The sequence below is a fragment of the Cuniculiplasma divulgatum genome, assembly GCF_900083515.1.
In the GTDB taxonomy this organism is placed as follows: Archaea; Thermoplasmatota; Thermoplasmata; order Thermoplasmatales; family Thermoplasmataceae; genus Cuniculiplasma; species Cuniculiplasma divulgatum.
In genome coordinates this window covers 232484-257934 of the sequence record NZ_LT671858.1, presented here as the reverse complement: position 1 = coordinate 257934, position 25451 = coordinate 232484, and the positions used below count along the sequence as shown (strand labels likewise).

General features: G+C 37.7%; 27 protein-coding genes, 1 tRNA gene and 1 other RNA gene. 16 read left to right on the top strand and 13 right to left on the bottom strand.

Translation table 11 applies throughout. The features are described 5' to 3' along the window. Positions 1–15 precede the first annotated feature (15 nt). Positions 16–681 (top strand): hypothetical protein, encoded by a 666-nt coding sequence (locus tag CSP5_RS01280; RefSeq protein WP_077075857.1) that lies wholly within the window; start codon positions 16–18, stop codon positions 679–681. Between the two features lie 13 nt (positions 682–694). Here CSP5_RS01280 and CSP5_RS01275 read toward each other — a convergent pair whose 3' ends face one another. Then, the gene (locus CSP5_RS01275; protein WP_148689506.1) at positions 695–2509 is read right to left on the bottom strand and encodes a hypothetical protein; all 1815 of its coding nucleotides are present in this window, start codon (positions 2507–2509) and stop codon (positions 695–697) included. Between the two features lie 195 nt (positions 2510–2704). Between CSP5_RS01275 and rnpB the strand changes: the two genes are divergently transcribed. From rnpB to CSP5_RS01260, 3 genes are all read left to right on the top strand, one after another. Beyond that, positions 2705–3020: RNase P RNA component (rnpB, locus tag CSP5_RS01270), an RNA gene on the top strand. A gap of 59 nt (positions 3021–3079) precedes the next feature. Continuing rightward, positions 3080–3271 (top strand): hypothetical protein, encoded by a 192-nt coding sequence (locus CSP5_RS01265; protein ID WP_148689505.1) that lies wholly within the window; start codon positions 3080–3082, stop codon positions 3269–3271. Further along, positions 3196–4065, top strand: a complete 870-nt coding sequence (locus CSP5_RS01260; protein WP_148689504.1) for a glycosyltransferase — start codon at positions 3196–3198, stop codon at positions 4063–4065. The genes CSP5_RS01265 and CSP5_RS01260 overlap by 76 nt, the downstream gene beginning before the upstream one ends. Here the strand turns inward: CSP5_RS01260 and CSP5_RS01255 are convergent. The 3 genes from CSP5_RS01255 to CSP5_RS01245 all read right to left on the bottom strand — a co-directional run bounded on the left by CSP5_RS01255 (position 4046) and on the right by CSP5_RS01245 (position 6761). Then, on the bottom strand, positions 4046–4504 hold the full coding sequence (locus CSP5_RS01255) for a hypothetical protein (protein WP_148689503.1): 459 nt from the start codon (positions 4502–4504) through the stop codon (positions 4046–4048). The genes CSP5_RS01260 and CSP5_RS01255 overlap by 20 nt on opposite strands. Positions 4505–4587: 83 nt before the next feature. Beyond that, positions 4588–6150 carry an ABC1 kinase family protein gene (locus tag CSP5_RS01250; RefSeq protein ID WP_148689502.1) on the bottom strand — a complete coding sequence of 521 codons (1563 nt, stop codon included), beginning with the start codon at positions 6148–6150 and terminating at the stop codon, positions 4588–4590. A gap of 113 nt (positions 6151–6263) precedes the next feature. After that, on the bottom strand, positions 6264–6761 hold the full coding sequence (locus CSP5_RS01245; RefSeq protein ID WP_021789258.1) for a hypothetical protein: 498 nt from the start codon (positions 6759–6761) through the stop codon (positions 6264–6266). A 153-nt stretch (positions 6762–6914) separates the two neighbouring features. Between CSP5_RS01245 and rpe the strand changes: the two genes are divergently transcribed. After that, entirely contained in the window at positions 6915–7571 is a 657-nt protein-coding gene (gene rpe, locus CSP5_RS01240; RefSeq protein WP_148689501.1) for a ribulose-phosphate 3-epimerase, read from the top strand. Here the strand turns inward: rpe and CSP5_RS01235 are convergent. After that, positions 7561–8535: an alcohol dehydrogenase catalytic domain-containing protein gene (locus CSP5_RS01235; protein ID WP_148689500.1), complete on the bottom strand. Its 975-nt coding sequence runs from the start codon at positions 8533–8535 to the stop codon at positions 7561–7563. The two genes, rpe and CSP5_RS01235, sit on opposite strands and share 11 nt — an antisense overlap. A gap of 97 nt (positions 8536–8632) precedes the next feature. On the opposite strand from CSP5_RS01235, the gene CSP5_RS01230 reads away from it, so the two are divergent. Continuing rightward, entirely contained in the window at positions 8633–9133 is a 501-nt protein-coding gene (locus CSP5_RS01230; protein WP_148689499.1) for a hemerythrin domain-containing protein, read from the top strand. Positions 9134–9243: 110 nt separating this feature from the next. Next, the gene (locus CSP5_RS01225; RefSeq protein ID WP_148689498.1) at positions 9244–9681 is read left to right on the top strand and encodes a hypothetical protein; all 438 of its coding nucleotides are present in this window, start codon (positions 9244–9246) and stop codon (positions 9679–9681) included. 7 nt (positions 9682–9688) lie between these two features. On the opposite strand, the gene CSP5_RS01220 is transcribed toward CSP5_RS01225, so the two are convergent. Together CSP5_RS01220 and CSP5_RS01215 are read right to left on the bottom strand one after the other, a co-directional pair. Further along, the gene (locus tag CSP5_RS01220) at positions 9689–10144 is read right to left on the bottom strand and encodes a DUF5680 domain-containing protein (protein WP_148689497.1); all 456 of its coding nucleotides are present in this window, start codon (positions 10142–10144) and stop codon (positions 9689–9691) included. 121 nt (positions 10145–10265) lie between these two features. Beyond that, the gene (locus tag CSP5_RS01215) at positions 10266–10658 is read right to left on the bottom strand and encodes a hypothetical protein (protein ID WP_021789266.1); all 393 of its coding nucleotides are present in this window, start codon (positions 10656–10658) and stop codon (positions 10266–10268) included. 106 nt (positions 10659–10764) lie between these two features. On the opposite strand from CSP5_RS01215, the gene CSP5_RS01210 reads away from it, so the two are divergent. Together CSP5_RS01210 and CSP5_RS01205 are read left to right on the top strand one after the other, a co-directional pair. Continuing rightward, positions 10765–11172, top strand: a complete 408-nt coding sequence (locus CSP5_RS01210; RefSeq protein WP_077075851.1) for a hypothetical protein — start codon at positions 10765–10767, stop codon at positions 11170–11172. A gap of 81 nt (positions 11173–11253) precedes the next feature. Further along, positions 11254–13014, top strand: a complete 1761-nt coding sequence (locus CSP5_RS01205) for a prolyl oligopeptidase family serine peptidase (protein WP_172399371.1) — start codon at positions 11254–11256, stop codon at positions 13012–13014. Between the two features lie 258 nt (positions 13015–13272). Here CSP5_RS01205 and CSP5_RS01200 read toward each other — a convergent pair whose 3' ends face one another. Then, a complete protein-coding gene (locus CSP5_RS01200; RefSeq protein ID WP_148689495.1) occupies positions 13273–13827 on the bottom strand; it encodes a hypothetical protein in 555 nt (184 codons plus the stop codon). Between the two features lie 298 nt (positions 13828–14125). Further along, positions 14126–14200: transfer RNA gene (locus CSP5_RS01195), tRNA-Ile, on the bottom strand. A 156-nt stretch (positions 14201–14356) separates the two neighbouring features. Between CSP5_RS01195 and lipA the strand changes: the two genes are divergently transcribed. The 6 genes from lipA to lipB are packed head-to-tail and all read left to right on the top strand — an operon-like array spanning position 14357 to position 20583. After that, entirely contained in the window at positions 14357–15241 is an 885-nt protein-coding gene (gene lipA, locus CSP5_RS01190) for a lipoyl synthase (RefSeq protein ID WP_338417458.1), read from the top strand. A gap of 14 nt (positions 15242–15255) precedes the next feature. Next, entirely contained in the window at positions 15256–16248 is a 993-nt protein-coding gene (locus CSP5_RS01185; protein ID WP_241869827.1) for a thiamine pyrophosphate-dependent dehydrogenase E1 component subunit alpha, read from the top strand. Further along, complete coding sequence (locus tag CSP5_RS01180) at positions 16245–17219, top strand: alpha-ketoacid dehydrogenase subunit beta (protein ID WP_241869826.1); 975 nt, start codon at positions 16245–16247, stop codon at positions 17217–17219. Before CSP5_RS01185 ends, CSP5_RS01180 begins: the two co-directional genes overlap by 4 nt. Positions 17220–17224: 5 nt before the next feature. Further along, positions 17225–18613, top strand: a complete 1389-nt coding sequence (locus tag CSP5_RS01175; protein WP_148689492.1) for a dihydrolipoamide acetyltransferase family protein — start codon at positions 17225–17227, stop codon at positions 18611–18613. 4 nt (positions 18614–18617) lie between these two features. Continuing rightward, positions 18618–19940, top strand: coding sequence for a dihydrolipoyl dehydrogenase (gene lpdA / locus CSP5_RS01170; RefSeq protein WP_021789276.1), 1323 nt, complete (start codon positions 18618–18620; stop codon positions 19938–19940). After that, entirely contained in the window at positions 19906–20583 is a 678-nt protein-coding gene (gene lipB, locus CSP5_RS01165; protein WP_021789277.1) for a lipoyl(octanoyl) transferase LipB, read from the top strand. Before lpdA ends, lipB begins: the two co-directional genes overlap by 35 nt. A gap of 3 nt (positions 20584–20586) precedes the next feature. On the opposite strand, the gene CSP5_RS01160 is transcribed toward lipB, so the two are convergent. Continuing rightward, the gene (locus CSP5_RS01160) at positions 20587–21018 is read right to left on the bottom strand and encodes a hypothetical protein (RefSeq protein ID WP_145983899.1); all 432 of its coding nucleotides are present in this window, start codon (positions 21016–21018) and stop codon (positions 20587–20589) included. Between the two features lie 267 nt (positions 21019–21285). Continuing rightward, positions 21286–21606 (bottom strand): DsrE family protein, encoded by a 321-nt coding sequence (locus tag CSP5_RS01155; RefSeq protein WP_021789279.1) that lies wholly within the window; start codon positions 21604–21606, stop codon positions 21286–21288. Positions 21607–22033: 427 nt separating this feature from the next. Here CSP5_RS01155 and CSP5_RS01150 point away from each other — a divergent pair, with 427 nt between their 5' ends. Further along, positions 22034–23218 (top strand): hypothetical protein, encoded by a 1185-nt coding sequence (locus CSP5_RS01150; RefSeq protein WP_148689491.1) that lies wholly within the window; start codon positions 22034–22036, stop codon positions 23216–23218. A 2-nt stretch (positions 23219–23220) separates the two neighbouring features. Here the strand turns inward: CSP5_RS01150 and icd are convergent, their stop codons facing one another. Continuing rightward, positions 23221–24432 carry an isocitrate dehydrogenase (NADP(+)) gene (gene icd / locus CSP5_RS01145; protein WP_148689490.1) on the bottom strand — a complete coding sequence of 404 codons (1212 nt, stop codon included), beginning with the start codon at positions 24430–24432 and terminating at the stop codon, positions 23221–23223. Between the two features lie 108 nt (positions 24433–24540). Further along, the gene (locus tag CSP5_RS01140) at positions 24541–25425 is read right to left on the bottom strand and encodes a phosphotransferase family protein (protein WP_148689489.1); all 885 of its coding nucleotides are present in this window, start codon (positions 25423–25425) and stop codon (positions 24541–24543) included. Between the last annotated feature and the right edge of the window lie 26 nt (positions 25426–25451).

The following is a 25451-nucleotide window of genomic DNA, read 5'->3' as shown; positions in this document are numbered from 1 at the left end:
ATATGATCAGAAAAGATGGGTTTATCAATAGTAGAAATAGAGAGGATTACAAAAGAAATAAGAGAATACTACAGAATAGAGAGTTCTAGCCAGTCTATTCAGAGGATAAAACCTAGCTTTTATACTGAAGTAAGGGAAGCGCTTACGACCCTGAATGAAATGGCGGCCAAAAGTGTTTCTGAATCAAGAATAGAGAATTACAGAAAGATCATGGACAAGAAGGAAAAACTGGAGAATAACCTGAGAAATTTCCTTCTAAAGAGATATGAAAAACTGCTTCGAGATTCATTGTTTGACATCAGTTCGAAGACTTATGAGCCTCTGGCACCTGAGGAAAAAACATTCATAATGGAAAATCACAACAAAATGATGGCCTATCTTGAGAGAATAATTAAACCTGAAGAGGAACCAGGAAAGGAAGAAGAAAATGAAGAAAGTATTTCCACTCCAGAAACAGGTGATGGGGAACGAAAAATTGAGAACGGCCAGAAGATCAGAACAGAGGCTGAAAAAATGTCAACTGTTTCTGTAACTGCTGACTTTTTGCCTGTGGCAACGTCTGTTGGAGATTTTTATCTTCATAAGGGTGATATAGTCTTCCTCCCAGATACAGTAACAGAAATACTTGTTTCCAGAAAATATGCAAGAAAAATTTTACTTGAAGATATAATAAAAAATTAAATTTTAAAAGAGTTCAGTTGTTTCTTTTTCTAATGAAAACGACTGCCCCTACTATGACGGCTGCGGCAATTACTACTCCGATTACTGGAATTAAGAGTGAGCTGACTGTTGCGGTTGTAGATGGGAATTCAGTGTTAGATACTTCTATAGTATGTTTTGAAAAGTGAGGAATGTGCATTATTACAAGATCACCGTTACTCTCAGCGTAAACAGAATAGGCTGCCGAAACTGAGCTTGTGTCATTCAAAAGCCCGTTCATGCTCATAGAGCTTATGACTGTTCCATCAAACTTGATGTAGACATTATGTGAATTCTGCAGAAAAGTATTGGAAAGGAATATTACCACATTAGTTCCTTGCTTATGTCCGGGAAGTGCACTCACTGATATGATCGCATGACCTGAGCTTATAGATGTTATATTTGTGATCACTGTGGAGTTAAATGACATTGTGAAGTTCTGTGAATTTGTGTTTCCATTAATTGAAAGTTCAGCTGCGATTTTACCTGAACTTAGAGCGTTATCCAGTCTTTTCTCATACTTTCCAAGATTATGCAATCCAGGTGGAACTACAACATTTATCATTGCGTATTTACCTGTTTTTACTGTAATGGTTGAGTTATTCTTCACTGTAATATTTCCTCCATTTACTACCATCATCTCTGTAACATTCGGTGTGTTTATTTTTAAAACTTCTGTTCCAAAGCTTACCCTGTTGTTCAGACCAAACATTTCCTTTTCCTGGAAAGATGATCCTGATAGTACCATTGATTCATTAACTCGGGTATCAAAACCGTTCATTCTGAGCATAGACACATTGCTATGATCAGGCAGTGAAAAGATTATTGTACCATTATTTACAATGTATGAGGACTGTGCAACCGGATTGTCATGTACTGTCATTATGTAAGTATCATTTGCGTAGAAGAAAATTGAACCGTATGTATCCACACTTCCAATTTTGAATGATGGTATGTTGAATCCCTTACCAATTGTTCCATTTCCTGATATTTTCACCGAGGAAAATAAGGTTGAGTTTATGCTGTGACTGGTTAAATTCATGTTGCTTACAGTATTGGTTGAATTATTAAATTGAAAACTCACATACTTTCCCACAACCTTTCCGGTAGTGGCATTGTAGGCGAATTTATTACTGAGTAGCTGGTTTTTATGGTTTTGAAGCAAATTCTGTATATTCTGTGATGTAACAAACACAGCGAATAAAGGTGTTATCTTTTCCATAAATGTGCTGTTAACCTGTTCTATGCTCATTACTGTGTTTGAGTTGCTCCCTGTCAGTGAAACTTTTCCATCTGTTACTATGACCCCTGAGAAATTTCCGTTCATAATTTCATAGGATCTGAACTGCATCCCAGAGTATGTTTTCATTCCCATTCCGCCGAACTGGAACTGGCTAGATGAACTCAACCTGAAATTGCTTTGTAAAACTCTTGCACTTTCATTGAGGTGTATATCCATATTGCTGTGTCCAGTTGAACCTGTCATTATTCCAATGGATTGAGGTACATTGTTTCCAAATATGACCACTCTCCCACTATCCAGGGATATCTCATTTTTCAGGAACATGTTTGTGTTGATTTGTGTTCCATTGACATATATGCCACTGGCCAAAGTCACATGGCCACCTGTCATATATTCATATGATACATCCTTTATAAAGCCACTTGTGCTATTATAGGATACAGAGTATCCATCCATAGTTTTCGTGGTTATTGCTCCGTTGATGTTTCCACTGGAAGCAAGAGATATTGCACTCCCACTTGCAAGTATAAACACCACTGCTATTGCTGCTATGGTTATTTTATTCATACTCCTATCATAGATGGGGTTAATAACTAACTTATGGTACAGAGGTATAGTACAATCTTTGACCCTGAAAAATATATTAAAAAATCACAAAATAATATGAAAATTTATGAAACTAATGATGTATTTCTTAACTTAATATCCAATACATATTTTTCGTTTCGACATTTTAATTAATTAACTTCTAATGACCATTGGGAAAGCTCGAGGGCAGCTTACGCTCCAGTGGAGTGAGGAAAGTCTCCCCTCCTGAGTGGGTATCAGCCTGCAATGCAGGTATTCCGAGAGGAATGGCAACGACAAAAGAAAGAAACATTTCCAGGTAAAGAATGATTCCCTGAGGATGACATTTCCTGGATCGATGATGGAACAGTCGACCTGATTGGAGAAAGTCCAAAGAGACCCCGTGAGACCACTCTGAGGGTCGGGTAGGACGCAGCGTGCCTTATGGCCATAGTCGAATGCTGCCAGCCTGATTTACAGGGGAACAGAAGGGAGCTTACTCCGGGCATTCCCATTTTATAATTTACAATCATTGACTAAAAATAATAAATGAGATACATATACATCACCATGTCTGAAAAGAAATGCGATGTTAAGGGATGCGAAGAAGAAAGTTATCAAACTGTGCCAGCCGAGCTTGCAAACAAGGTTTTTACATTTGATGCAAAGGCAACAAAGGTGCATCTATGCAGGGAACATTACAAGAAATACAAAAAGGAGACAAAGAAGGAGAGGGAAGCGAGGAGAGCAGACTGGGTCTAGATTCACTTCTACCTACAGTTATAATAACAACCTACAACGAAGAGGAACATATAGGTACTCTGCTGGAAGCTTTAAGTGGTCAGACAGTTAAATGCAACGTTGTAATTGTTGACTCAGAAAGTTCGGATTTGACTGTTAAGGTTGCCAGTGATTTTGGTTTCGAAAAAATTAAGATAGTTGTTAAAAAGTGTAGGAGAGGAGAGGGTAGGAATATAGGTGTTAACCTGACTGAATCCAGCAAGATATTATTCACCGATGCTGATGCAGTCCCTGAAAGTAACTGGGTAGAGTGCATGTCAGAGCAGTTAAATAATTACGATCTTGTGTCGGGAGAAACACGTCAGGAAGGTCCATTGAGATATTCAAGGTTTGGAAGAGTTGAATTATTTTACGGGAATTTTGAGATAACCGCTCCTTCAATGAACCTCGCTGTGAGAAGAGATATCTTTTTGAAATCTGGAGGTTTCGACCCAAGATTCGTGACAGCTGAGGATATAGATCTTAACCTGAGAGTAATAACAAAAGGAGCAAGAGCAACAAGGTGTAGTAACTGTAAAGTGAAACATAACACCAGAGAGAGATTCATTCCTTTCATGAAACAGGCCTTCTGGAATGGTTATGGAAGGGGACAGCTTAGGTATAAAAATAAGGAAGTGTGGAATAAGTTAGAAAAGGGAAAAATAAGAAAGAGAGAAATTGGTCTTATCTGGATAATGAGGAATGCAAGTGCAGTAACAGGTTACATATTATTTTTTATCAAGGGAAGGAAAGAACTTAATTCTCATCATCCTTGAGAAGATCGTTTAGTTTAGATCCATTGTCGTATCTTAACATCACGAGTCCAACGATTATAATGTATATCCACGCCACAAGGGAAAATGCCCTTCCGAAAGAGTATGATGCAAATTGTACGTGACCCACGAGGGGAGCTCCTGAAATGGGGGGCATTGGTATGATTCCAGAAATTAGATATACTACCAGATTGAACAGGGTGAATAGTATGGAGGGAATATACCATATTTTAAGACCTAGCAGGAAAACTATGGCTATTATTATAAACGCTGAAACCTCAATCTCCAGCCAGAATGTGACCAGTGGATATGTGGCTGGAGAAGCATAAAGGTGAGCAGCTGCATCAAGAATGGCGAATGCCATTAAGGTAAACCTAACAATCTTTGTAGGTGTGTATCCTCCTGTTACATCTTTCATTAGCCTGCTGAAAATTGTACTCATTGGTTCCTGATTTAACTGTTTATTATAAGTTTGTCCGTTATGTAATGGAAACTGGCATTTTTAGTTTAATAGGTTGAAAATGTTTATTCTCTTCTTAATACCGAGTAGAGGCTGAACAGAAAACCAAGTCCAAATAATAAATAACCTATATTTGGAATTTTTTCATATTCATAAATTCCAGATAATATTAGAAAACCACCAAAGATTGCCATGGGAACGCTCTGTCTCTTTTTTATTACCGGTTTCTCTTCTTCGCTTTCGAGTTTTCTCCTGAGAAGTGGTAATATAGCCACTCCAGCTTCTATGGAACGAATAGAATCTTCCATAAACATACTTATCTGTTTCTCATAAAGTTCTTTGAGTAATCCTTCTTCCATGAACAGCTTTCTCAGGACTTTTACAAACTTGAATTCTGGATCTAATGAGAGACAAATTCCCTCAAGTAGTGAACTCATTCTCATGTATAAAACCAGGGAAGTTGGAAGCCTGAACGGAAATTCAAATACAACATCATTGGCAATCTCCAGTAATTCCCTTATTTCACTATCCTCAGCCCTCTTACCTGACATTCCGGCCATTCCAAGCTCAACGCTTTTCTTTATGACGCCTCTATTCGCGGCCGGAGAAAGAGCCTTAACGCCTATAAGCGAATCTACGATCTGATCTATGTCTCCTCTGGTTAAACCATCATAAAGAGAAAGAAGGTAATATCTTGTATTATCATCAAGGTCACCTACCATTCCAAAATCATAAAGAATGATTTCTCCAGAATCTGTTACGGATATATTTCCTGGATGAGGATCTGCATGAAAAATATCATCCCTGAGCAACATCCTTATGAAGGATATATCGAGATCATAGGCAAGTTTCTGAATATCAATATTCTTTTCCTTGAGCTTTCTCACATCTGTTATCTTCGTTCCAGAGATATAATCCATTACGAGTACCTGTTTTGATGAAAGCTCATCGTAAACACGTGGTACGATTATTTTCTCTCTTCCAGATATATTCCTTGCAATTCTCTTTGAATTAGAGGCCTCCTTCTCGTAGTTCATCTCCTCTATTATTCTCTTACGGAAATCTCTGAGGACATTATTTATACTTAAATACAGGAAGTTCTCTATCCTTCCCCTGGCGAATCTAAGTATCCTGTCCAGTAATACTATATCTCTTTTTACTATAAACTCAGCATCTGGCCTGTTAACCTTTACAGCCACATCTTTGCCTTTATAAGTTGCTCTGTACACCTGGCCAAGTGATGCCCCAGAAATTGCCTCACGATCAAAATTATCAAATACCTCATCAAGTTTTCCGAGATTCTCTTCCAGACTGGGTCTAACCTCTTCGAATGGTGAAGGTGGAACACTGTCCTGCAGTTTTTCAAATGATGATATATATTCCTTTGGAAGCAGATCAGGTCTTGCAGAAAGTATCTGACCTAGCTTTATAAAAGCAGGACCAAGTTCTATGAAAAGTTGAACTGCTTTCTTACCGTTTCTTTCCCTTCTGTAGTCCCAGTCCTTTCCACTTTCACTCTTGGCGCTCTTTCTATCTTTCTGAAATCTTCTGAACGCAGGATAAAGAAGAAAGAATACCCTTACTTCCCTTCTAAATATTCCTTTCAGAATATCCCTGTCTTCTTCCATGGAAATGGTAATTTCAGATTGTATTTAATATGTGCTGGAAAGTTTTAATTTTTATGGAACATGATGTGGGATAAAATTGATGGACATGGTTTAACAAAATAATGACATTATACTTACCAGTCATCCTTGTTTATAATGTCCTCGTAGAGCTCCGTCATCCTGTTTTTTCTCTTCATTTCACTTTCCGCAATGTTCTTTAAAAGTTTTTTCAGATTTTCGTCATCATATTCCCCACTCAGAAGATCAGCTATTTTATATATTTCATCAGATTTTGAGATTGACCATGCAAGAATGCTCTTTGGATCATCTTTTTCTGGTTCAGGATCTGTAGAGATAATATGATCCAGCGACCCATAATCACGCTCCTTTCCAGTTCTTCTTGAGTACATAACCTGTTCTAAGGCCTCAGCATTCTCCAGTATTTCGATGTCTTTCTTTTCAAGATTTATCAGTTCATCCAGAATCTGAATGGTGTTATGTAATTTGCTGACCTCTCTTATTGCCTCATATTTACTTATTACGTTTCTCTTCACGGAAATAAGCTTTGAGACTATCTTTTCCATCACTTCATCTGGTGGCTTTCCCGATACAGTGTCTTTATTTTCCACCATGATCAACAATCTATTACACTCTATTTAAATATATCCCATGATCAATATTGCTTATATTTATGAAGTGAAGATTTTATAGTTTATATACCAGACATACGTGCAGAATCACTAAATTTAGAAAAGTAAATCATTTGTGATTCATATGGATGAAATATGAAAGTTTCCCCTTCAGTTATATCTTGTAAACTTGAGTTTCTCAGGGATCAGATTGAAATGAGTGTAAATTCAGGTGCAGATCAGTTTCATCTGGATATAATGGATGGCCATTTCGTTCCCAATCTCACCATGGGAGGAGATTTAATATCTGCCATCAGGAGATGCACTGATCTTCCCCTCGAAGCACATATGATGGTTACAAACCCAGATAAATACTGGAAAGTTTTCTCTGATGCTGGTGCTGATATACTTATGTTTCATTATGAGTCTCCAGTGAACCTCAAAAAGTGTTTTAGAGACGTAAAGGAAGAGGGGAAGCGCTACGGAATAGTGATTAATCCAGATACACCCTTCTCAGCAGTAAAGGATCTTGTGGATGATGCTGAAATACTCCTTATCATGAGTGTTTATCCGGGATTTTCTGGACAAAGCTTTATAGATGGTATCACCCAAAAGATCAGTGAGGCAAGAGAATACATAGACCAGCATTCCCTTGAAACCCAGATTGAAATAGATGGTGGCATTAACAATAGAACCGGACAGATTGCGGTTGATTCTGGTGCCGATATCCTTGTTTCTGCATCATATATTTACGGAGGAGATATTGGAAAAAATATTTCCTATCTTAAAAATCTTGTTAGGACTAAAATCTGATCAGTACCCTCCCGTCCCTCGGTTTTCCGAAATAAACCAGAGCATCCTTTAACTGATCGAACTGGAAAATTTTGTCCATTTTTACATTCAGCTTTCTTCCTGACGCAAGATCAATTAGTTCTCTCATGTCTTGCCTGCTTCCACCGGTTGATCCTATAATACTTATTTCGTTTGTATATATTCTACCTATGTCAATGGTAGTATCTCGGCCATTCAATACACCAAATGTTATGAGTTTTCCCCTCCTCTGAACGTGGGTAAGGGATTTGGAGAAAAACTCACCACCCAGTGGGTTGATCACTATATCCGCCTTAAAGTCCTCGGGAATTTTTTCAGCTGGAAAAGTTTCTCTGGCTCCGTATTCATCGAGATAGGCCTTTGAGGATACAGCGAAAACATTCAGTCCCATCATATTTGCCAGTTGTATGGCAAAAATTCCTGTGTTTCCTGAAGCTCCGTAGACCATCAATGTTTGACCTGCTCTGGCACCAGCCTCCTTAAGTGCGTGATATGGTGTCATTGCTGCTATTGGAAAGGAAACAGCAACCTCATCTGAAATCGTGTCTGGTACCCTGTATAGATTTTCCTCCTTAATCAACAGTGTTTCTGCAAATCCACCATTACTTACCACTCCGTATATTCCTCCATTAGGGCATAGATATTCTCTTCCAGAAATACAGTATTCACATGTTCCGTCATATATCCTGTTGTATACAACTACGCGATCACCTTTCCTGAATTTACCGCTGTCCTCGGATACTATTGCCAGAATTTCCGATCCTGGAATATGTGGCATGGGATTGATACCATACAAAACCTTACCGGCTATAACATTATAATCCAGCGGGTTAATCCCTGCCATTACAGGATTTACCTTGACGAAACCTTTTGCAGTAGATGGTTCTTTAACATCCCTCATCTCAATATTCTCAATTCCAAATTTATCTATGAAATATGCCTTCATAAATTTATATGCCATACTTCTATTTCAACTTGTCAAAAAACGGTGGAATGTAAAGTTTATTGACAAACCTTTGAATAGATAGAAAATATGCATTTCTATGGATGTTGTGGAAGTTCTTATGACCGAGCACACTACCATAAGAAACATTAGCGGCAACTTAATGATTGATTCAGATTCGAGTGATTTTCAACTGTTCTTTGAATATCTGAAGAAATGCCACATTGAGATAGAAGAAAAAGTTTTTGTTCCCGTAATGAAGCAGGTATACAATGGAGAGAATGCTGATCTAATAAAAAATATCGACAGAATAATGGCAGATCACAAATTACTGGAAACTCTTGCAACCAATATAATAAAATGGAAAAATGAAGAGAATTCTGAAATTCTGAAAAACAGAGTTCCAATGTTTTTCAGGCTGTTGCAGGATCATAACAACAGCGAAGAAGACTCTTTATTCACTTACTGGAAGAACATAGAAAGTGATGTTAAGAAGAATACTGTAACAGAAGTTGGAAACATTATTGAAAGTTTTGGACTGACCGCATATTCCAGAGTAACTGGAATCTCTAGGGATTTTTTTTCATATGTCTTTAGATGATTCAATATTAAAGCAGTGAGACCTGTTATTCCTATAAACAGTGTAAATGGCTATGTAATAAAATGACTGCAAAAATGTAAATAGCCAGAACAAATTTCTTTGTGCTTGGAATGAAACCGCTTGAAGTAGAGAGACCATGGATAAAAAGAAAACTCGGATTGAAAATGTTGGGTTCTGTGATAGTTGTTTTTATAATTACTTTTGCAATCCTATCTTTATTTGGTTTTTATAATGGCGGAACCGTTAATGTACAGAGTATAAACGTAAGTTTTTCAGATCAAAAAATAAAGACCTATTCCTATGCGTACGGAAAGGAGACCTTTTCCACAGGAAAGAAAATTGTAATGAATATTCAGTTTAATGATAATGGAATTAACAGCACCGTTGATATCACTGGAGTTAAGTCAATGACTTCTGGCTTTTCTGCCACACTTGATAAACCCAGTGTTCAGATCTTAAAATCAGGTGAAACCATACCTGTAGTTGTAACAATGCCTGCTCAAAATTATGCGGGCAATCTCTCACTTGAGTTTATAATATCTTCCTGAAAAGGATCTATTCAATAAAGCCTCCAGAATAATGTAATTCATATATCAGATTTTCTTCGTGCTCAATAGTTTCATAACCAAGGAAATGCCCAAGGTCACCTTCAGTGAGGTTCTTGTATACAAACTTGCTGTTTGAAAAGAATTCCTTGCCTCTTAATGGAAGGTCCTGAGGAACTCTTTTAAGCGCATCTCTCAGGAAGTCGTAAACCTCTTTTGTTCCGTAGTTATCGTCCATAATGCCACCTGAGTATACCATTCCCCACTGGGGAGCGTTACCTTCCATGATAAGCTCCTGACCAAGAAAATAAAGTGAACCAGAATATATATCCATATATTTCATTCTCCCTTTTTCATATGTGAACTCCTTTGTGCCAGTAATAGGTCCAGGCAGATATGTAACTCCTGATGAGTAGCCCTGTGTTTTAGCCTCGACCAGAAATGAGACATAATTGGCATATTCCATTTTAGGGAATTGAGAACAAAGAAATAAAAGTTCTATAATAGAACAAATGAAATGAATATAAAAATTTCATTCTGTTTAATTGCAAATATTACATTTAGATTGAATAATAAAAATTTTATATTTACTGTGAGGCTATTGTTTGCAGCTCGTTCAACAATTCCTTTTCAACATGATCTGACCATGCTATTTCAGGAATGTCGATAACAATAAATATTTCTGATAGAAGAAGTACTTCAATAGCAGTTATTGTAATATCACCCAGTAGCCTGCCTACACCGACATCAACCTTGACCTGGCCACCTGATTCGGCAGTGAATACAAAAGTCAGTGCTCTGTCGGCTGCAATTAGCCCTCTCAGTATTCCGAATTTCTGGGCCTGAAGAATTGCCTTGTCCTGTTGCACATTACTCTGCACTTTCCAGCCGTTATTGATTAGATAATTTGTAAATGATTTTATGATATCATCAAGACTTTTTGTTGTTTCCAGTACTCTCTCTTTTTTGAATATTTCCATGGACTTTAAATTAAAACATCCTATAAAAGCTATGTCATATTAAGCAGATTTTAACAAATAATAAATATAATTAAAGATAATGTTATGTAAATTCGATCTGTTAACTATGGATACTGAAAGTATTAGCTTTAAGAAATGGGAAGGCCTTTTTGTGAGAGGTAAAACTTCTGCGACATACCTTGCTGTTATTTCGTTTTCTCTGTTTGATATTGCAATTCTATATTCGAGACTCTTCCTCTTTTATTTTATCATTTCTGAAATAGGTGCTTTTACTGCATTCGGTGTTCTGGTGGATTATGTATCACATCTCTTCAATGATGAATGGGAATCACCAGTCAGCAGGGAAGAATGGATTAGCAGGTTCAAGCATGGTAGAACACATGATACATATGGGTTGATAATAGAGATGTCGTGTTTTTTTATTTTGGGGTTCAGATTTCCTCTTTTAACTGGTTCAATTATTTTCCTTATACCCCAGATATATATTGTGTACAAACTTAGATTTTACCACTAAAAATATGTTTCAATGATATTTTTTCCAGATCTGTTTACCTAATTACCATGATATAAATATTGGATTTCCTTATGAATGCCCATGACTGAACTGAATTTTGAAGTAATGGATGAGGAGGTAAAGGATTATGCCAGAAAACAAACGTATATTTTCAAACAAAAGTTCAATGCCATATTTGAAAAAATAAGACCTGATATTAAGCCCTATGTTTATCAGAAAAAAGTTAAATCTGTCGAACTTACAGGAACTGCTCAGTGCTTCGTAACCGTTGAAAATGGTAAAAACAACCTTATTGTAAATGGAAAAGAGATATATTCGACCTCAGGTATTATTGTATGGATAAAACCTGAAAAGGAAGGTGATAGAATTGCACTCTTTGAAACCTCAGGTTCCGATGAGGGAATTCTCAGAGTCTTTTCGAAGGATAAACAGATATATACTGAGAAGGGGTTTGTTCACGATATAATATATTTTTATGACAGATTTTATCTCATTAGGGAAAAGAGGGATGAAAATATTTCAAGTACTTCAGGTTCATCCAATGGGATCTATCTTGAAGATAAATACCTATTTGGGAAGAATATTGCTTCGGGGATGGGACTTAGTGGAGAGGCCTATGGTGATAAGATTATAATTCACGCTGGAAATAATATATCTACTGAACTCTATATTGGCGAAATAGGCAATCCTACCACATGGAAATTATTTAAGAAATACAAAAGTCAGGTGAAAATTCTGGATTATGAGAATGAAATTTTATATACTCTGAGATTTGAAGGTAATGGAATCCTTACTGTTGGGGAAAAGGAATATCCACTGGATGAGCCTGCTGAGGATGCTGTAAGAGTGAAAGAAGGTTTTCTTGCGGTTCACATGAGAGATGCGAAATCGATACCGGTTCTTTACAGTTCTGATTGCAAAAAAATAAAAGAGTTTCCTTTTGCCACATACAAGGGATTGATTGCCATGGCTTCTGATAAAAAAAGGGCAAATCTTGTGATGGGAGACTTTGGTACAACATTTAATATCTATTCCTACAGTGAAGGGCAAATAGAACAGATTGAAAAAAATGAAGTATCAAAATTTAATGCCTCTGAAGACTGGGTCAATGTTAATGGGAAGAATGTTCATTATTTCTTCCTTCAGGCGAATAGGGAAACTAGAAACACTCTTGTTTATGGTTATGGGGGATTCAATATCTCATTACTGCCATCATATAACAATCTATTCGCCTATTTGCTTAACAATGGTGTAAATGTGGTAATATGCAACCTGCCTGGAGGTGGAGAGTATGGAGAGGAATGGCACAAATTGGGTATGAGAGAAAATAAGATAAATGTATATGAATCCTTTCAGGCAGTAATAAAGAAATTAAAAAAGGAAGGAAAACGTGTAATCTGCTATGGAGTTAGCAATGGTGGATTACTCTCATCATATACCCTCACACAGATTCCTGAATATATTGAGGGGGCAGTTATTGGAAATCCCGTAATAGATTTGATGAGGTTTCACAGGTTACTGGCAGGACAGTACTGGGTCAGTGAATATGGAAACCCTGACGATGAAAATGATGCCATATTTCTGAAAAAATACTCATCTTATGAACAGCTAAAACCTGGAAAGTATCCCCCATCGTTGACTTATTCAAGAATGTCAGATGATCGGGTACATCCTGCACATGCCCTAAAATTCTATGATAAACTTATTTCATATGGCAATGAAGCGTATCTTATGATTGGAGAGGGAGGTCATCTGGGTTCTGGTTTGGAGGATACTGTTGATGAAACTGCTTTTATAGCAAGCTTTATCGAGTATGTATTCTCTAAAGATTCGAATATGTAGTTTTTTAAACACCCATAACCTCCATCACTCCCCGTTTAACATATTTTAGAATTTCAAAGGATCTGTGCTCTTCTTTCATATTCAACCTATGCTTTTTTGCACTCCCTTGAGTTTGAATCTAAGTCGAATTCACTGATCAACTTCATTAACTGCTGTCTTTTTCCCTGAACTGTTTATCTTTATCCAGAAGACCATAATCTATTGTGTACATGGATAATGTTCCGAACCTCAAAATTAAAGCTAATTTTCATTCATGCATTAATTAATTATTTTGACATCTATATTTACCTTCTCAGTTACCTCTTTTCCATTAAAATGAAATGGACCATTAATACCTATTGGAGTGATATTGATGAAGTATGTCAATGTAAAATTTCCAGAAAACCCATATTCGCATAAATATACATTTTCGATTCCAGTAGTTAAATATATAATTTGGGTTGGAACAGGCAATTCCTGAGTAGAAGATTCGTTATATCTTACTCTTACCTTGTCTATCTGATAAGTCATTCCTGTTAGAGGGGTGTTTATTTTTTCATAGTCCTTTACTGAAAAAATAAGTAACCCAAAGAAAATAAAGGGAGTGGCTAGTTTAGATGTGTCCACGCCAACAATAATAGATTCTCTGCTTCCTAAAGAGGTTAGATTAAATGTTGTGTTTGTAGAGTCAGTATTTGTGTTTATAAAACCATAAGCTTTTTTTAGGGGCATTACAGAATTAGAATGAGGAACAGTGTAATCTTCATATACAACTTTTGGAATTATCAAAATCATCGGAACAAGGAAGATTAAAAGTATTTTTCTTCTTTTCATGATTTTGTGCCTTTTAATTTATTCATATTAACTTATAAAATTTTTGCATATGATTTTCCAATAACCTGTGATATCTAAACTAAAGCTATCACGATTAAACTATGATATTATCAATATTATTACTTAGTTTGTGTTACTAAGAACACCAAATATTTTTGTAATCTTGTGGTGGACGGACATTTAAATTTGTTAATTCCTTGATAACCAGAACTCTAAAATATTTCAAGACAAAAGTCGTCGAATATTGAGAGGAAAAATCACACTTTGTCCGGTCTTATCTATATCCCCATTGAGCTGATGGGGCCAACCGGATTTGAACCGGTGACCTCCCGGTTATCAGCCGGGTGCTCAAACCATGCTAAGCTATGACCCCTTTTGACCTTGATTTTTCGTAAAGTAATAAAAGTTTCGAATAGAACTCACGATGTCTAAATTGATTTTCTCAATATTTTATTAAGTCTGCTAAAAAATTCTTGAGAGTTATAACTATCCAAAGATGTTACCCCTTTATAAAAAAAGATAATTTAGTATAAGACGAAAAAATATAACCCTGATGGAAAGGCCCGATTACGTTAAAGTAAAACTCCCCACTGGAGATACATTTCGTAACCTTAACAATCTTATCAGAGGCAACTCTCTTCATACTGTTTGTGAAGAAGCTAGATGCCCAAATGTTTCAGAATGCTGGGAGTCGGGCACAGCAACTTTCATGATTTTAGGGAAGAACTGCTCAAGAGGATGCCGATTCTGTTCTGTCACACACGGAAATATGGAGCAACTTGATCCTGATGAACCCAATAAGGTTAGGGATTCAGTTAAAAGTATGGGTCTTAAATATGCAGTCATAACCTCTGTTGATAGGGATGATCTACCAGATCAGGGCTCCGCCCATTATGCTAAAACAATAATGGAGGTAAAGAGCCTTGGAATCAAGGTTGAGGCACTTATACCAGATTTCCGAGGAGAGAGGAAGTTAATAAGAACAGTTATTGATGCTCAACCAGACGTTCTGGCCCATAACATTGAAACTGTAAGGAGACTTACACCAGTTATAAGGGATGCAAGGGCAGGATATGATCAGTCGCTCTCTGTTCTCTCGTATATAAAAGAGGAAAACCCCTATATGATTACAAAGTCTTCTATTATGCTAGGCCATGGAGAAACTGATGATGAAGTCGAGCAGGCAATGGAGGATCTTAGACGAAATGGAGTGGATATACTGACCATTGGCCAGTATCTAAGACCATCAAAAAAGCAAATTGAAGTGAAGGAATACTGTTCCTCTGAGAGATACAAAAGACTCGAGGTTATGGGATACAAACATGGTTTCAGATTTGTAGCTTCTGGACCACTGGTAAGGACTTCATACAGGGCATTCGAGGCATGGGCCGCTCAAAATATCAAGCTTAATTAAAGGTGAGAAAGTATATGGATGAAAAAGAAAAAATAATAAACGCATACAAGGCTATGGTACTATCCAGAACCCTTGACAAGAAAATTGTAATGTCACAGAGACAGGGGAGAGTTGGTTTTTATACGCCAACCATGGGACAGGAAGCAACTCAGGTTGGATTGTCCATGGCCCTTGAAGATCAGGATATCCTGTTTGAATATTACAGGGATGTGCCCCTTATGCTTCATAGAGGCGTAGATCCTGGAACAATTATTGACCAGATTATGGGAAATTCTTCTGACAAGGAGAAAGGTAGGCAAATGCCTTCCCATTACACGGCAAGGGATCATAACTTCATGTCTGTACAGAGTCCAGTAGCCACCAATCTACCATTAGCAGTAGGAGCAGCTTATTCCATAAGGTACTTTAAAAGAGATGGTATTGTTCTGGCGACATTCGGTGATGGTTCAACTTCCACACCAGATTTTCACGCAGCACTCAATATAGCTGCAGATTTTGACCTTCCCGTAGTTTTCCTATGTGAAAACAATAAGTGGGCAATCTCTCTTCCAGTTGAGAAGCAGACAAGAGCAGAAATATGGAAGAAAGCAGATGCCTACGGAATGAGAGGCGTTAAGGTAGATGGAAACGATCTTCTAGAGATGTATAAGGTCTCAAAGGAAGAGATAGACAGGGTTAGGGTTGATGGAAAACCAGTTCTTATAGAGGCAGTAAGTTACAGAATGGGGCCACATTCAACCTCAGATGATCCTTCCAAATACAGGGCTGATGATGTAAAAGAAGGCTCGGACAAAGATCCCATAGTCATAGCAGAGAGGAAGCTAAAGATGCTTAATTATATAGATGACCAGACCATAGAAAAAATAAAGACAGACGCAAAAGAACGTATAGATAGAATATTTGATGAGAGAGAGAAGATAGCTCCTCCCGCCCCAGACACAATGTTCCAGGATGTTTATGAGAACTCTAACTGGATTATTGATGAGGAAAGAGGTGAGATACTATGAGTTCCAAAACTATGAACCTTGTCCAGTCCATTAATTCAACACTTGATTATATGATGACAAGAGATACTTCCATAATTCTTCTAGGAGAAGATATTGGTGTTGATGGTGGAGTATTCAGAGTAACAGAAGGACTGCAAAAGAAATATGGTGCAGAAAGGGTTATTGATATGCCTCTCGTTGAACTTGGAATTGTAGGAATGGCCATAGGCATGTCCTTAACTGGATTGAGAGCAGTTCCAGAGATCCAGTTTCAGGATTTCATTTACACCGCTTTTGATCAGATTGTGAATCAGGCTGCAAAAATGAGATACAGGAGTGGTGGTGAATATAATGTTCCCATGGTTCTGAGGACACCATATGGTGGAGGTATAAAAGGTGGTCTTTATCATTCACAGAGTGGAGAGGCATATTTTGCTCACACAGCAGGCCTTACGGTTGTAACTCCATCCAATCCATATGATGCAAAGGGTTTGCTGATAAAAAGTCTGAGGATGAATGATCCGGTTATATTCCTGGAGCCTAAAAAGCTCTATAGAAGCCAGAAACAGGAAGTTCCAGACGAAGAATATGAGATTCCCATAGGAAAAGCATCACTTTTGCATGAAGGGAATGACTTTACATTTATAACCTATGGTTCCATGGTTCCTACAGTGATGAACACAGTAAGCAAAAATAACCTTGATGCAGATGTTATTGATTTAAGGACACTCGTTCCATATGACGGTGAAACAATACTAAATTCAGTCAAGAAAACTGGTAGGGTAATTATAGTTCACGAAGCACCAAGAACCCTTGGTATGGGAGCGGAAATATCGGCATTTATAGCAGAAAGGGCAATTGATTATCTGCTGGGTCCGATAATGAGGGTAACTGGTCCTGACACACCTTTCCCATACAGATTAGAGGATTATTATTTGCCAAATGAGATGAGGATACTCAAAGCTGTAAATAAAATGCAGCAGTACAGGTGATAAAAATGTTTAAATTTACTTTGCCGGACATCGGAGAGGGTGTCACAGAAGGGGAAATAATAAAGTGGATTGTCAAAGAAGGCGACGTTGTAAAGAAAGAGCAGGATATGGTAGAAATAATGACTGATAAGGTCAATATAAACGTACCCAGTCCAGTAGAAGGAAAGGTTAATAGAATACTTTTTAAGGAAGGACAGGTTGTTAAAGTTGGAGAAGTCATCATAGAGATTGATGATGGATCAAAGACTGAAGAAAAGAAACCTGAACCTGCGTCTGTGGTTAAGAATGAACCCCAGGAGAGTATATCTGTATCCGAAGCAGATAAAGAGAAGGGAGGTGAAAAGAAAGTGATGAATGATGATCAGAATAGAAGAATACTGGCTTCTCCTACAATAAGGAGGATTGCGAAAGATAGGGGCATAGATCTGGATACCATAACACCAACCGGACCTAATGGAAGGGTGACTCTGGAAGATCTGGATAATGCTGAAAGAGAGATGAAACAAAAGGCTGGAGCGCCCAAAACTTCCGGTATAAAGATGGCACCTGTACCGCCAGTAACTGCCAGGCAGGTTGAACAGCCAAAGGCTGCTGAGGCACAGAGCCAGAGGATGCAGGAACCGACTCCTATTAAGGAAGAACCTAAAGTGAGTCCCCAACCACAGCCAAAGGAGCCTGAGCCAGCCCTTCATGTGGAAGAGACCACGAATACATCTGAGGGAGATCAGATCTTCGAACCTCATGGTCTTAGAAGATTGATATTTGAGAAAATGTCAAAATCAAAACAGATCATGCCCCATTTTATGGTTGCGGAAACTGTTGATATTTCAAAACTTACAAAAACCATGAACGATATGAAAGAAAAAGGGACAAAAGTTACTCTAACACCATTCTTTGTGAAAGCTGTAGCAGTGGCACTCACCGAGTTTCCAAAATTTAATGCCCATTATGATGATGCAAATAAGAGATATATATTCAGAAAGGATATTAATATGGGAGTTGCAATAGATACACCATCTGGATTGACAGTAGCTGTTGTAAAAAACGCACTGGATAAATCAGTTGTCCAGATATCATCTGAGATATCCGATCTTGCAAAGAAGGCTAGAGAAAATAAGTTAACCCTAACGGACGTGCAGGATTCAACCTTTACAATATCTAATGTTGGGTCTATTGGTGGATTAATATCAACACCGATCATAAATTATCCGGAGGTTGCTATACTTGCAGTTCACAGATCTACAAAGAAAGGAACTAATTTCGAATCAGGAGATGACAGTACAATAATCTCACTTTCATGCGATCATAGACTTATAGATGGTGCAGATGCAGCCAGATTTATTGTGAAGGTAAAATCATATCTGGAGGACCCCATATCTTTCCTGATAAGGTGATCATATGAAATATGATGCTATAATTATTGGCGGTGGGCCGGGTGGATATTCTACTGCAATCAGACTTGGTCAGTTGGGAAGAAGCGTTTTGCTGGTTGAGAAAAATAAAGTTGGTGGAGAATGTCTGAATTATGGATGTATCCCATCCAAGGCACTTATAGAAATGTCAGAGAGCTTATCCTATCTTAAGACTCTTCCAGGTGTAAGACTCAGTTACAACATTGATATGAACCAGTGGCAGGGATGGAAATGGTCAATGATAAACAGACTTGTATCTGGTGTTGAAACACTTTGTAGGGCATACGGAGTGAAAATAATTAATGGGGATGCCAAAATAGTGGATAAGCAGCATGTGCAGATTGGTTCCGAGACTCATCAATGCGACAGCCTTGTTATTGCCACAGGATCATCTCCAACAAGAATAGATGCTTTCAAGGATGTGATGTATAACAAGGAGATTCTGGACATAAAGACTGTTCCAAAGGATCTAGTTATTATAGGCGGTGGATACATAGGAGTGGAACTTGGAACTGCCTTTGCAAAACTGGGAGCACAGGTAACACTAATTGAAATGCTGCCGAGTATTCTTACAGGTATTGATCCAGAGCTCATAAAGCCTGTAGAGAGGAAGATGAAGGAAATGGGTATTAGGATTCTTCTCTCCGCAAAGGTTTCATCTGTTGAGAAGAAGGATAAATATTTTGTCAAGATGGAATCGGGTGCAAGCATTTCAGCTGAAGCAGTTCTCGTCACAGTAGGCCGGAAACCTAACACTGAGGGATTCGGTCTGGAAACCCTGAAACTTGAGATGGAAAATGGATTCATAAAGACAGATAAGTACAAGATGACAAGTGAAAGAGGTGTATACGCGGTTGGTGATGTATCCACAGGAGGACCGATGCTGGCACATAGAGCTTTCTATGATGGTAGGGTGGCTGCACATAACATCGCAGGTGACAAAACAACTGTAGATTATTACGCTATGCCAATGGTTGTTTATTCAGATCCAGAAATTGCATTTACCGGGAGTAGAGGACAGAAATCCACAAGATACCCACTTGCGGCAAATGGTAGAAGCCAGGGGCTCAACAGTTCAAATGGATTCTACAGCATATATTATGATGAAGATGGTACTGTGACTGGGGCTGGAATTGCTGCGCCTCGTGCTTCCGAGATGATAAGTGAGCTCAGTCTTGCTGTTGAAACGGGTATGAATGTAGAGGATATTGGATCAACTATTCACCCTCACCCAACACTCTCTGAAGGTATACAGGAATCGGCTGAGATAGCGTATGATAAACCTCTCCACTTCAAGCCAATTTCTTGATCTTGGAATACGAGAGTATGAAGAAGTCTGGAATTTCCAGAAAAAACTTCATTTTTTAAGGTATAACGATCTAATAGAAGATACGTTTATTTTTGTTGAACATTCTCCTGGAGTATACACCATAGGCCGGGGTGCAAACCCAGAGAATTATAAGGGTCTAAATCCGATACTCATTGAAAGAGGCGGGGATGTAACCTACCATGGGCCTGGACAGCTGGTAATTTATCCAATTGTTAGAGTTTTTAATGAAAATGAGAGAAAGGATGTTAGATTGTTCGTCCAGACGCTAGAAAAGATAGTGATGAATTCATTCACAGAACTCGGCTATGAACCACATCTTGGGGAAGAACCGGGCATTTGGGTCACTAATTCCCCAAATGGTGACAAAAAAGTCTGCTCCCTTGGAATGAAAATAGATAGGGGTGTATCGTACCATGGACTGGCGGTAAATTATGGAGAAGCGTCCCTTGAAGGTTTCATGAAAATAAGACCGTGCGGACTCGATTCTGAAGTTATGGGGTACCTTGGAATTGAAAAGGATAAGATAATGAATTCAATTCTAGATATTCTCCAATCATCCTACAGAAAACTGGAAAGAAAAAATGAGGAATATTTTATTGATATTCTAAAAAAGGATTTATAGTTTTTAATCTGAGTCTCTAGACAGGAAAAACCCACCTATGAGACCGCCAACTGCTGGTACTATTGCTCCTTCTGCTACAACACTTATTATTGTATGCAATGGGTCTACACCCAGTTGCTGCCTTGTTTCAAGGTAAATTGTCTTTACATTGTTAACAAAGTAGAAATTACCGGTATAACTCATTATATGGTTGATTGTTGAAGGCCCCACATAGTAAGATATCTCAATGACTATGAGGGCTAGAACTATTCCCCCAATCAGTCCTGCTACAAAGCCTCTTAGGCCACCTCGTGATGCAATCCCTCCAAAAAGTCCCGATATGATCCATCCTATTCCCATAAATGGACCTAGAATCAACATGGAGAGAAAGGTTGCAACTATACCTTTCAGCATACTTCCGCTGGATTCATCTGAATCCAACATTCGTCTTTTCATGCTTACTTAAAGAATGCGTCATATATTAATTTTGGTTACGCGTAGAATTATATATTCATAATAATTTATTATATTTTATGTATATATATTTGTCCAGGAAAAGATTCTAATATTAAAATGCAAAATCTTAACTTGCAGAATCAACTTATTCAAAAATAGATTATAAAAATCTAAATGAACAGTGCATATCAAATGGTTTTGTTGCGAAATACCTTCATGATTCTGTAAGGGATGCTCAGGTAAATTTAGGCCTTACTTATACTGAAACTATACATGAATGTAGTACCATCCTTCCTGCTGTCTCCTTATGATTTCGATGAACCCACCCTGAGGTGTAGGTGAAACTCCCTTCACAAGATCTGAAGCTTTTATGTTGTTCATTTCCATAGAAGTTTTACATGCCATTAATATAAGCTTTTTTTCTTCCAGTAGAGGCTTTATCATTTCCTCATTTACGGTTGCCACTATGGCACCTTCCAGAAATACCACCTCTATAGTTTCAACATCCTTTAAAACTGCAATGTGAGATCCGACAATATTCCCCATCGGAATTTTATCCTTTTCTGATACCTGTATCACTACCTTCATTGTTACACATTGCAGTACTACGTTATAATATTTCCATTTTTTAGAATTTATCTTAAATTGAAATCAATATACAAACCTTTCTTCCATGCGATGGAGTCGGAACAATAAGTCATTAATTTATAATTTTCTTTTTTAATGGTATCAGATCAAATTTTCCACTGACTCTTCGTTGTGATCATTTCAGGACCTATTTTACCTCTTTCTGGTTAACAAAATATATCCATGACAACTTCTTTAAGTAGGAGTATCTTCCAAGATCTTTTATGTATTATTTCTTTGGTAGAATTGTTATGTTGAACAATTATGTTATTGAAGGTTAGATTATTTAAATATCACAAAACTGAGTATATGTGGCTTTCTAACAACTGGGTGTTGAACAATTTTGCGAAACACTCTTTATGCTAGAAGATATACTATTCTGTTCAATATGAAAGTTAGGAGTAAATTTGATTCCACTGAAATTGGTGAAGTAGAAGATATAAAACTTTCAGAACTTAAGACTGAACATTCCAGTGATTCACGATTGACCCCCTCAAGACTTATAGAAACGATGATTTCTGTTCTTGAAAAGTTTTCCGCATCCGATGAAAGGATATCCATTTTATCTATGGAGACTGGAAGGACTAAACTTTCATGCAAGGAAGAATTACTCAGAACAGTGCAATTAATGAAGTATAATTATGCTCCAAGGTTGATTGAAGTTCTGGGAAGTGAACGCGTGAGAACTGATCAATTTAGGAAGATTACCGCTGTAGTTCCTGATATTTCCATTCCGGTATACACAATGTTCGTTGGAATTGTTGAATCAATTATCAATGGGACAAAACCTATGATTCTCCATAATTCTCAGTGTCCTATAAGCACTATGACGCTCAGTAATGATATATATGAATATCTCAGAGAAACCAGCGAATATATTCTGGATGTTGCTGAAGAAAACTCAATTAGAGCCTTTGATAAGTGGGGTGAAGGAGAGCGAATACTTATCTATGGTAACACTAAAGATTTTATTGACGTCCAGAAGGCTGTAACTAAGAATAACGTAATTTGGAAGCAGTTTGAGAATGGTGTTAGTATTGTACCGGATAGTAGCCATATGGAAATGGCAACAAACTCAGTTCCTGGAATTTCATATCTTTCTGTATCAAACAGATTTCTCAGGAGTCAGTTATTTCTAGTTTCTGATAAGGAGTACATATTTTTTAAAAACAGGATAATTGAGTTCCTCAAGAGGGATGTAAAAAAGGGATACGGACCGGAGGGTGATATAAACTACTTCAATACACAGGAAGACGCAGAGATGGCAAGGCAATCCGTAAGGAAACTTTTGGAAAATGACTTTGATTATGTTGACGGTCTTCATGAAAGTGTTCATTTACTTGAGAATAGATATGGAGAAAAGATTGTTCCAATGGAACAGATACCTGGCCCGGTTATTGTTCTATATCATTTTAAGAACTTGAAGGATGCAATTGAAAAGGCAATGTCAGTGAAAAACTGCAATTTCATAAATATTTTTACCGATTCCTTCAATGCAGTGGACTTTGCAAAAAGTAGAACTGGTATTGAAATTTTGAGGAATGTGGAGAGCAGTAGAGCACTACTCGTATAGTCCTACTCTTTCTTCATCCTCTTTATTATTTCATCGCCAAATTCTGAGCATTTGAGTGCTCTTATATTTAGTATTCTGGCAAGATCCTGTGTTACCTTCTGATCTTTGTAACATGCAGTTACCGCGTTATCCAGTATGTCCGCAGCTTCTGTCCAGCCGATGTGCCTTAATAGCATAGTTGCAGAAAGGATAAGTGACGTTGGGTTAGCCACATCCATCCCGGCATATTTTGGGGCCGTTCCATGAACTGCCTCAAAAATTGCATATACATCACCTATATTAGCTCCTGGTGCAATGCCAATTCCTCCAACCTGAGCGGCCAGTGCATCGGATATGTAGTCCCCGTTTAGATTTGGGGCTGCAATCACATCATACTCAGCCGTTCTGGTAAGTGCCTGCTGGAACATGTTATCAGCAATTCTATCCTTTATTACGATCCTGTCACCCATTGCGTCTGGATTCTGAAGATATTCATCTTCTGTAACAGTTTGCTGACCAAATTCATGTTTGGCTATTTCGTATCCCCAGTCCTTAAAGGCTCCTTCTGTGTACTTCATTATGTTTCCTTTATGCATCAGGGTAACGCTTCTCCTCCTGTTCGCTATGGCAAATTCGATTGCCTTTCTTACAAGCCTTTGGCTCTTAAACTTGCTTATTGGCTTGATTCCAATGCCAGTATCATCAGTCAGACTTATACCAAACTCCTGTGATAAAAACTCTCTTACTTTCTTCGCCCCTTCGGAGTCATATTTCCACTCAATTCCCGAATAGAGGTCTTCTGTATTCTCCCTGAATACCACCATATTCATATTTTCTGGATGCACAACTGGCGATGGAACTCCTGGAAAATATTTTACAGGCCTTACATTAGCATACAGATCAAACTGCTGGCGAAGTGTAACATTCAGACTCCTGAACCCCTGACCTATGGGAGTTGTCAGTGGTCCCTTTATGGACACGACACACTTTTCTATCTGTTTCAGTGAATCCTTGGGTAAATGTTCTCCAGTTTTTTCAAAGGCTTCTTCTCCAGCCATTATTTTTTCCCATTCTATTGACCTTTCACCTGAATAGGCTACTTCTATGGAGGCATTTACAGTGTTTATCATGGCTTTGGTAATATCCGGACCGATCCCATCTCCTTCAATGTAACCAATAGTTGCCTTATTGGGTACCTTTAATTTATTATCACTATCTATTGTTATATATGCCATGATTCTATATGCTCACTTTAGATAAATGCTTTTTTTAAGGGTTTTTTCATTTAAAAAGAAATGGTGGGATTTATGTGTGCCATTATATTAATATTAAATATTAAGATATTAATACCAGCCATATTTCTTCCATATACTGACAATATTTCTGCATTCCATTTCTGCCTCCTTTCTTCTTCCTGTTTTTGCAAGGTAGTGAGCCAGATAGAATCCGTCTGTATTTCTGTAAAAAATGATTCTCTTCATGGCTCTTACTGCAAATTGATCCTTCTGTGCCTGAAGCATATGGAGGTTTTCCTTTAGCGGAAAATCATATCCAAATGCCGCGAAATCCAGCGCACGATCTCCGTAAGCTGAATCACTCCAATCTATTATGCCTCTTATTTTTCTATGATTTTCGGATATTATAACATTCTTCCTGTAAAGATCACCATGAATCAGCCCCATATCCAATTGTTCCATGTCTTCAGAAACTTCGTACCATTTTTCCTTCACTGCACTTAAGAACTTCTCAGGCATTATTTCATTGAGGGAAAGTTTATATTTTTCTATCCTCTCCCCCTGTCCCTCAACCCATTTTTTATAGTTGTAAACAGGCAAACCCGTCCTCCTAACGTCATCTGATCCTATTGTATCCAGAAATGTCCTCAGAGTTAGAAAATCGCTGATCAATCCCTTTCCAAGTTTTCCTGCATTGTTTAGATAGTCGCCATGAATCATCCTATATCCACCAAAAAATATGGGATTCGTGTTCAGATAGATATAATCTGGAATGCTGAATGGGCACTTTTGAAGAATCTTTAGAAGATTCACCTCGTTTTTAAGAATTGATTCATTCCCCTTGTTCCTTGGAATCCTAAAAACAATTTCATCATTTACAACTATTACATGATTGTTCCATCCATAATCTAGACTGGAAAACTTGTTTATTCTAATTTCAGGAAAACTGTTCTCTATGAGCTTTATAAAATCTTTATCCAGCATATCTTCCATTCAAAGTTCACCTGTTTTTTTCCTAT